The 7,744-nt window shown below is 59.1% G+C and carries 6 protein-coding genes and 1 pseudogene; 2 read left to right on the top strand and 5 right to left on the bottom strand.

What is annotated here, in order from left to right:
• Window positions 1-226, top strand: a pseudogene (locus tag HMPREF2760_RS12925) (hypothetical protein); the annotation flags it as partial.
• A gap of 127 nt (window positions 227-353) precedes the next feature.
• On the opposite strand, the gene HMPREF2760_RS01095 reads toward HMPREF2760_RS12925, so the two are convergent.
• From HMPREF2760_RS01095 to HMPREF2760_RS01075, 5 genes are all read right to left on the bottom strand, one after another.
• Window positions 354-818 carry a hypothetical protein gene (locus HMPREF2760_RS01095; RefSeq protein WP_141752603.1) on the bottom strand — a complete coding sequence of 155 codons (465 nt, stop codon included), beginning with the start codon at window positions 816-818 and terminating at the stop codon, window positions 354-356.
• 62 nt (window positions 819-880) lie between these two features.
• Window positions 881-3,019: an N-acetylglucosamine-specific PTS transporter subunit IIBC gene (gene nagE / locus HMPREF2760_RS01090; protein ID WP_070596388.1), complete on the bottom strand. Its 2,139-nt coding sequence runs from the start codon at window positions 3,017-3,019 to the stop codon at window positions 881-883.
• A gap of 42 nt (window positions 3,020-3,061) precedes the next feature.
• Window positions 3,062-3,841 carry a glucosamine-6-phosphate deaminase gene (gene nagB / locus HMPREF2760_RS01085; protein ID WP_046647861.1) on the bottom strand — a complete coding sequence of 260 codons (780 nt, stop codon included), beginning with the start codon at window positions 3,839-3,841 and terminating at the stop codon, window positions 3,062-3,064.
• 19 nt (window positions 3,842-3,860) lie between these two features.
• Window positions 3,861-5,018 carry an N-acetylglucosamine-6-phosphate deacetylase gene (locus tag HMPREF2760_RS01080; protein WP_070596387.1) on the bottom strand — a complete coding sequence of 386 codons (1,158 nt, stop codon included), beginning with the start codon at window positions 5,016-5,018 and terminating at the stop codon, window positions 3,861-3,863.
• 177 nt (window positions 5,019-5,195) lie between these two features.
• Window positions 5,196-6,074, bottom strand: coding sequence for an alpha/beta hydrolase family protein (locus HMPREF2760_RS01075; protein WP_046647862.1), 879 nt, complete (start codon window positions 6,072-6,074; stop codon window positions 5,196-5,198).
• 246 nt (window positions 6,075-6,320) lie between these two features.
• Between HMPREF2760_RS01075 and HMPREF2760_RS01070 the strand changes: the two genes are divergently transcribed.
• Window positions 6,321-7,559, top strand: a complete 1,239-nt coding sequence (locus HMPREF2760_RS01070; RefSeq protein ID WP_046647863.1) for an MFS transporter — start codon at window positions 6,321-6,323, stop codon at window positions 7,557-7,559.
• Window positions 7,560-7,744 lie beyond the last annotated feature (185 nt).

The raw sequence follows: 7,744 nt of genomic DNA, 5'->3' as shown, positions 1-7,744 counted from the left end.
GACAAAATCAACGCACTCTAAAACCGGAAGGGCCATCAAAATTGGACTAGGGGGAGATATAGTCGGTCACGTATATGGCAATGCGTCAACATTGAATGACACCAAGAAAGATGCTAATAAATACGTTCCCAAAGGGCATTACAAGCGCCATTGCAGAGGGGTCGGCCAACATCCTTCTGATACTTTCCGGGAGGGGGGAGGAGGATTTAGAGGAGGCAGCTTTTAATCACATCATCGGCGACGAAAAGGAAACTTATCGAGAAAGATTCAATATCAACGATTTCTCGCAATTTCCCTAGCCAGCCCTTTCCTTATTTATTACCCGGCGCTCCGCATAAGTGGAGCGCCTCACTCTATTTACCTGTAGAAACCGGCGAAGAAATAAGCTCCCTTACTCCAACACTACTAGGGAAAACATCAGCCTTTGCATATTCCTCATCCATTAGAAAAAATGACGCTAAAGGGGCCTCGGCCTTTGTAAAAAGCTCTTGTTCAGCAGAAACGATTGCCTCGCAAAGGTATAACCGTAAACTCTCAAAATCCTCGTTGGGCCTTTCAACCCTGAACTGAGTAATGAGATCTTTTTTCATCTCTTCGGAATCCACTTCAACTGGTTCGGAGCAAATAAAAAGTACGTCGACTCCAGGCAGGAGCGCTGCTTTACGCACTACTTGCGAATACGTTTTATATGCCGATTCCAAAACACACTGATCGGCCACGAAAAAAGTATCTAAAGCAAAAAATATACGCATTGTAATGCTTTCCAAAAAGATAAAGCTTGTCAACTCGCCTGCGATGTGGAGCGAAGGTTTTGGCAACTAGGGCAGTTTTGGTGTCTGGGCTTTAGTCCCGCCGGCCCCTGCGATGGGCCGGGGGCAGATTAGCTGCTGCGCTTGACGGTTGCAGCAACCTCGCCTGGCTGGGCATGGCCCTCGCGAGCGATGTCGACTCCGGCGACCTGCTTGGCCGTCGGGCACACCACCGGGGTGATGAGGTTGACGCCGCGCTCGCGCAGCTTCTGCGCCTCCACCGCGATGATCGGTGTGCCGGCGGTGACTGTATCGCCCTTCTTGGCCAGGGCCGTGAAGCCTTCGCCCTTGAGCTCCACGGTGTCGATGCCGATGTGAATGAGCAGGTCCAGCCCATCCGCGGTCTTCATGCCGAAGGCGTGGCGGGTCTTGAAGACCATGGTGATGGTGCCGTCGACCGGGGCGCAGACGTCGAAGGCATCGACGGCATCGGGCATCACCGCGAAGCCTTCGCCCACCATGCCCTGCGCAAAGGACGCATCCGGGACCTGGGAGAGCGCGACGACGTCTCCGGCGAACGGGGCACGCACGTCCACGTCAGCGGCATCACCACCAGCGGTATTACCGCTGACGCGCTGAGCGGAAGCGGCGCTGGCTCCAGCACCTGCGGCGCTCGCAGCACCCGCCGTGGCCAGGACCGGAGAACCGTGGCGCAGCTGGTGGCTGACCTCGTCATACATGAATTGCACGGCCGGGCCTACGATGACCTGGACGCTCTTCTCCGAGGGGTGGATGACGCCGGAGACTGCGGCGCGTTTGATCACGGAGTCATCGACAAGCGCGCGCTCCTTTACGCCCACGCGCAGGCGCGTGGTGCAGTAGTCCAGTGAGTCAATGTTGTCCTTGCCGCCGAGGCCCTCGATGATGCGCGCGGCATCACGAGCAGTCTTGTCATCGCCGGTAGCGGAATCCTCCATGGGGTCTGCTACCGCATCATCCTCACCGCGGCCCGGGGTCTTGAGGTTGAGCCAGCCGATGAGGAAGTAGAAGATGACGAAGTACAGGGCGAAGAAGCCCACGCCCATGACCAGCAGCATGTACCACTTGTTAGCCAGCGGGTTCTGCGAGGAGAGCAACATGTCCACGAAACCGGCGGAGAAACCGAAGCCGGCGGTCCACTCCATGGTGGAAGCGATGAAGACGGACAGGCCCATGAGCAGCGCATGCACCACGTAGAGCAGCGGGGCGACGAACATGAAGGAGAACTCCAACGGCTCGGTCACGCCGGTGAAGAAGGAAGCCAAAGCGCCGGCGGCCATGAGGGAACCGACAACCTTGCGCTTGTTCTTATCCGCGCGCAGGTACATGGCCAGTGCCGCGCCCGGCAGGCCGAACATCATGACCGGGAAGAAGCCCGCCTGGTAGCGGCCGACGACGCCCTCGACCGTGCACTGGCCGTTGGCCCAAATGCCCGGGCAATCGGCGGCGGAAGTGGCGGCCGCGGCTGCCTCGATGGTCTTCTGGCCGGCCTGGAAGTTGCCGATGTCATTGATACCAATGACATCGAACCAGAAGACGGAGTTCAGCGCGTGGTGCAGGCCGGTCGGGATGAGCAGGCGGTTGGCCACGCCGTAGATGCCGGCCCCCGCCGCGCCCAGGCCCTGGATGGAGGTACCGAAGTTAAAGAGCGCGTTGTAGATAAACGGCCACACGAAGTAGAGGATGCCGGAAATCACTATGGCGATGACGGCGGTAAGAATCGGCACGAGGCGCCGGCCTGAGAAGAAGGCCAAAAAGTCCGGCAGCTTGGTGCCGTGGAAGCGGTTATATACCCAGGCCGCCATGACGCCGGCGAGGATGCCGAAGAGGACGTTGCCGCCACCCACGGCGTTCCAGCCTTCCGAGGCCCATTCCAGGGCTTCATCGCCGGTCAGCGCGGTGGGGTCTTCGATGCCGCGGTAGCCTGCCACGGCCTCGGGGCCGAGCAGTTTCATAAACGTGGCGAAGGCCAGGAAGCCAGAGAGTGCCGCGGCACCGTTGGAATCCTTGGCCAGGCCGAAGGCAATGGCGATGGCGAAGATCCAGCCCAGGTTGGCCAGGACCGCGTCGCCGGAGCTGATCAGCAGCTGGGCGGCGAGGTTATCCGGGCCAGCCGCGCTGGAGATCCAGTAGCCAACACCACTGAGGATCGCCGCGACGGGCAGCACCGCCACAGCGCCCATGAGGGCTTTTCCGAGCCGCTGCAGCGGCCCCATGACATCGATTTTCATGCGAGGAGTCCTTTCACACTAGTAAGGAATTAGATGGAGTTTTTAGGAAAAGAGTGGGCGGTGCGGACGGTGCTTGTCCGCGAAAACGTAGTACTCGCGGTCCTCCAGCTGGGAGGCGGCGGCTTCATCGAGGATCACCGTGGCACGCTGGTGCCACTGCAGGATCGACGCGGGGCAGTGCGCGGAGAGCGGGCCTTCCACCATGGCGTGGACCGCGCTGGCCTTGTTGCTGCCAGTGGCCAACAAGAGCAGGTGACGGGCCTCACTGATGGTGCCCAATCCTTGGGTCAGCACGTGGCGCGGGACCTCGTCTTCGTTGTCAAAGAAGCGGGCATTGTCCTGCACGGTTTGCGGGTGCAGCGTCTTGATGCGGGTGCGTGATTGCAGGGAGCTCGACGGCTCGTTGAAGCCGACGTGCCCGTTGGCCCCGATGCCCAGCAGCTGGATGTCCACGCCGCCGGCATCACGGATGGCCTTGTCATAGGTGGCCGCGGCGGTGGCGGGGTCATCGGAGTCACCAGCGGGGCTTTTTACCAGGTCATCATCGAAATCCACGTGGCTGGTGAATTCGCGGCGGATGGTGGAATAGTAGGACTGCTCGTGGGTACGCTCCAGCCCGATGTATTCATCGAGCAGGAATGCGCGGCTGCGGGCAAAGCTCACCTCGCCGCGCTCATGGCGCGTAATGAGCTCCTTGTACATTGCTACCGGGGTCGAGCCTGTGGCCAGGCCCAAGGTGGCGCCGGCGTTGGCGTAGTGCGCGAAGATGTCAGCGGCCTCCACGGCCACTTCGGCCGGCGTGGAGCGGATGAGGATTTCCATGAGATGCCTTCCTGTGTGTTTAAGAGAGTGAGATGTCCGCGCCGTCGACGATGACGCGCACCGGTTGGTAGTGAGAGTTAAGGCCAACCAGGTTGGCGCGCGCGCCAACCGCGATGCGGCCTAGATTCGTCTCCCCCAACACGTCGGCTGCCGTGGTGGAGGTAAAACGCACTGCCTCGCCCAGACCGTGGCGCTCGGCGAAGCTGGCGAATTGCTGGGACAAAGTAGAGGTGCCGCCCGCGATGGCGCCGCTGGGCACGCGCGCGACTCCCCCGCTCACGGTGACAGGCAGCGAACCCAGCTCATAGTCACCATCGGCCATGCCGGCCGCCGCCATGGCATCAGTGATGGCGAAGGCGCGGTGACTGTGAGCCATGTCCACGGCGCCGTCGACAAGATGCACACCATCTGCGATGAGCTCGACGGACACATCCCCCGCCTTCGCTGCGGTGAGCAAGGCCGCTACCGGGCCCGGCGCGCGGTGGTGAATAGATGGCATGCCATTAAAGAGGTGCGTTCCGGTCACGGTCAGGCCGAGCTCCTTAGCCTTGGCGATAACGCTCAGCGTGGTGTCGTAATCGGCCTCGGTGTGGCCCAGGCTGGCGATGATGCCATGCTCCGCGCAGACTTCGAGCAGCTTGTCGACGTTCTCCGTTTCCGGCGCGAAGGTAATCGAACGCAGGTGGCCGCGGGCCGCGGCGATGACTGCACGGAAGAAGTCCGGGTCACCGGGCACGATGCGCGATGGGTCCTGTGCGCCGCACTTGGCCGCCGCGATGAAGGGGCCCTCCATGTGGATTCCGGCGATCTCGTCTTCCTCAGCTAGCTGCGCCAAAAGCTCGGCTCGGGAGCACAGCTCTTCTTGCGTGCCGGAGACCAAGCTGGCCAGCAGCGTCGTTGTGCCGTGCGCGCGGTGGAAGCGGGCGGCGGCTAGGCACTGCTCGTAGTCGCCGTTGGGGAATCCCCCGCCGTTGCCACCGTGGTTGTGCAGGTCCACGAAGCCGGGCACCCACAGCAACGCATCCGGGTCCCCGGCGCGCCAGGCGGTCTCGGCTTGGGGGACGTCGCCAAGCACTATGCCCTCAATACTCTCCCCGAACGTGACGGCCCCAGCGCGCAGCTCGAAGTTTTCATCAATATAGAGGCCCTCGACGTGGCCTTTCTCCTTTGTCTGCATGGTTCATTCGGTCCCGCTTGTACGGGCTGACGTGGCGCAGCCCGGTTGACAATTCACTTGAAATTTATCAGGGCTACCAATTTTTGTGAACCACACTTCCTCCGAAGGGGGTGTGTGAGCGCAGATGGCTTTTAGCGCGTTAGGTGCACCGCGCGGAATGTCGAAAGGCCCGGCGAGCTACCAGCCACGGGTGACCACTCGGTCCCAAAGCGCGTTGCTCGCTAGCTCACCGGCGCCCGCTGGTGAGGTGCCAACGAACACATCTCTCGCATCAGGATCATCAGCAAGAATGTAGCGGAACCACGCGGTGGCGTAACTGTCCCCGAACTCTAGAACGTCCTTGTGGTCCGCGCCCAGGCGGCGGGCAATGATTGCCGGACCACCAGCTGATTCAAAGTTCTCCTGCAAGTCTGACCACGGACTAACAAGCCAGCGGTCCGAACGGCCATCGCTCGTCATCAGGAATAGCGGTTCCTCTACGTCAGCCGTGTTGTAGTCCCAGTCATTGGACTGTGCCACTTTGTGGGAGGCCGGGCTCGCCGCATACACAGCTGCTACCTCCGTGTGGGCCGCAGCGTTGATGGCACCCGCACCACCCTGTGAGTGGCCAAAAATGCCGACTCGTGATCGGTCCGCACGAGAATCCAGTTCCGGCAAGCGCTCAATCAAGTGCACGACATTCTCTCCTGTACCTGTGTGGGGAGTCTCATCGCCGACAACCACGAAGCCCCAACTAGCCAGGTGCTCCGCCACGGGCAGGTAGCTGCTCAGCGGCGTGTTCGTGCCATTAGCCATGACCGCCGCCGGAAACGGTCCCGCGCCTGTCGGTGCCGCGATGGTCACGTCGCCATCACGCCGCACGTCGACCTCGTGCGGCCCCTCGCCCGCAAACGACGCTTCCAGCGGGCCACCTGTCTCAGCGCTATATCCGGCAGCCACGCCGTCATCACCGGTCACGCTGTCTGCGTCCACCCACTGCATGAATCCCACAAACCCTACAAACGCCACCACAATCACGGCCACCACGGCAATCATGCCAACCACAAGCTTTTTCATGCTCTGTATTGTGTTTCGCACGAGAGCGAAGGTCACTAGCGCTAGCACTACTTTTTCCTGTACACAGTGCAAGAGCTGCCTCCGCTACGCCCTTGAAATGAGAGACTCACATCATTACCTTGTTGTATGTAATCGTCATCACATATGGGAGAAATAATGCTTACCTCCGAAACGCTTTCCGAAGTAGTCACAGTAGGAGGTTCAGGTCCGTTCAGCGGCCAGGGCAACGAAACAGTTGCAGCCTAAATGCATCCCCCTAGAAACAGTGGTGACGAAGGACTTTCATCTATCTACACCTTGACCGCCACATATTTTTTATTGTCAGTGTGCGGGTCAATGACCAGCCTCTCGATTTCACTCCACTTCGCCGAACTCAACAAAGGCGAACTGTTGGTGGCAAGCATCTTCATCTCGGGTACTTGCGCTCAAGTTTTTGCAGTCCCCTTTCTGGCCCCACTCTTCAACAAATTCAACAGCTATCACATTGCGCTTGCTGCACTCTTCTTAGATCTTCTGGGCCTGTTATCAATGGCAGCCTATCCAGAGCCATTGATCCTCATTGTCGGAAATCTCGTCACCGCATGCTTAAGCGGACTGTCAATTCCATCCATTTTCACCATCGCTGACTCTCAGGTCGGCGAAGGACAGCAGGCGAAAGCCTTCTCCCTCTTGGACACAGCCCGACTTGGCAGTGGATTCCTTGGACCACCTCTAGGTGGATTACTACTGGACCAAAGAAACCTGCAGACAGCGCTCTTCGTTGAAGCTTGCGCCGTTGGAGTCTCGCTACTTGCTTTTTATTTCCTTTATAAATCCTCGCCCCCGAAAACACTGCTTCATTCAGAAACCAAAGATTCTTCACCGAGTTTTCTCCAGAAGGTCCTCGAAGCACCTTCCCTTTTGCTGAAGAATAGAAGCGCTCGGTCCGCGTTAACCAGCATTTGGGGAGCAATTATCTGCACCTCGATTTTCAACGTTTCGCTTGTCTTCTATGCGACACAGACCCTCCACGTCAGCGGTACGTTATATGCCATCATTGCCCAAGCATTTATCGTGGGCCGCATCTTTGGCGCACGGCTTTCAGCTCGCCTTCACTCACAGAACGCTGGGAAAGTCCTGGCCGGGGCAGGATTCGCTATGGGGTGTTTCATAGCTTTACCTGGACTATTTCCCTCATTGTGGCTCTGCATCCCATGTTTCCTCCTGGGCGGAGTCTGCAATGCTGCTCAGGTGGCCGCACTACGCATAATCGTTGTCGGATCCGTACCTGATGAAGTGAAACCCAAAGCCCTTTCTACGATGGGTTCAATTAACAGCTCCGCAATGCTTATTGGATACATCATCGGGGCACCTGTTGTAAGTGCCATCGGCCCAGCTGCGGCCCTTGTCGTATCAGGGTTTGGCACCTCTATCCTCACTCTGGGGCCAATTCTGAAGACCACCATGTACGGTGCCTCCGGTGACCAAGACTACGACAACAAATAGCATTCAATTCTGTAGTAAATCTACTGTCAGATGCGAGTTTTTGGTACCGGTGTGTTCAGAAGACTGAAATGGTAGCGGTGTGGTGAGGGGCCTGACCCCCGGAAAGTAGACACGTCGGGGGTTAGCTATGCTGCTTGGGTCAGTGTAGCTGATGTGAGTGCTTCGTAGTCATCGGGGGCTAGAAG

The sequence above is a fragment of the Corynebacterium sp. HMSC065D07 genome (assembly GCF_001810695.1).
In the GTDB taxonomy this organism is placed as follows: domain Bacteria; phylum Actinomycetota; class Actinomycetes; order Mycobacteriales; family Mycobacteriaceae; genus Corynebacterium; species Corynebacterium hesseae.
This window is presented reverse-complemented; position numbering and strand designations above follow the sequence as displayed.

Excerpts from the sequence above, each read along its gene's own strand:
- nagE (WP_070596388.1), bottom strand. The coding sequence starts at position 3,019 with ATGAAAATCGATGTCATGGGGCCGCTGCAGCGGCTCGGAAAAGCCCTC.
- nagB (WP_046647861.1), bottom strand. The coding sequence starts at position 3,841 with ATGGAAATCCTCATCCGCTCCACGCCGGCCGAAGTGGCCGTGGAGGCC.
- HMPREF2760_RS01080 (WP_070596387.1), bottom strand. The coding sequence starts at position 5,018 with ATGCAGACAAAGGAGAAAGGCCACGTCGAGGGCCTCTATATTGATGAA.
- HMPREF2760_RS01075 (WP_046647862.1), bottom strand. The coding sequence starts at position 6,074 with ATGAAAAAGCTTGTGGTTGGCATGATTGCCGTGGTGGCCGTGATTGTG.
- HMPREF2760_RS01070 (WP_046647863.1), top strand. The coding sequence starts at position 6,321 with ATGCATCCCCCTAGAAACAGTGGTGACGAAGGACTTTCATCTATCTAC.